Here is a 399-nt window from a genome sequence, read left to right on the forward strand (position 1 = left end):
TTTATAGTTGGTATTGGTTCGGGCGTTGTACCTTCAGGGTTCGATGGCGAGGGTTAAGGATGGGTTTCAAAGCTAAATTTACGTGACTGAGCTGCTTGCCCCGCTCAGTTTACTCCAAACGCGTCGGTTTCTTTTTTCTCGTAAAGCACCCATGCCCAAAAGTTAAGCTCATCCTTGGCATTGGTGATATCCACTAAAGTACCATTTTGATCTGCTGTACCGCCTGGATTATCAAACCAAAACGACATTTTATTGGGTTCACTGATCTCTTCAAAACGCGATAAAGTGTAGTCAAACGTATCAGTTATATTATCTGTAGCGGCAAAGTGAAATACTAATTGAGCGTTATCACAGGTACGCTCCGTTTCAAATCGCTCCTATTCTGCGGTCCAAGGCACC

At 43.9% G+C, this 399-nt stretch carries 1 protein-coding gene; it reads right to left on the reverse strand.

Annotated elements, in window-relative coordinates:
* Window positions 1–104: 104 nt before the first annotated feature.
* The gene (locus CWB60_RS20825) at window positions 105–248 is read right to left on the reverse strand and encodes a hypothetical protein (protein WP_212746877.1); all 144 of its coding nucleotides are present in this window, start codon (window positions 246–248) and stop codon (window positions 105–107) included.
* Window positions 249–399: the final 151 nt, after the last annotated feature.

Source organism: Pseudoalteromonas sp. S327 (assembly GCF_005886415.1).
GTDB lineage: Bacteria > Pseudomonadota > Gammaproteobacteria > Enterobacterales > Alteromonadaceae > Pseudoalteromonas > Pseudoalteromonas atlantica.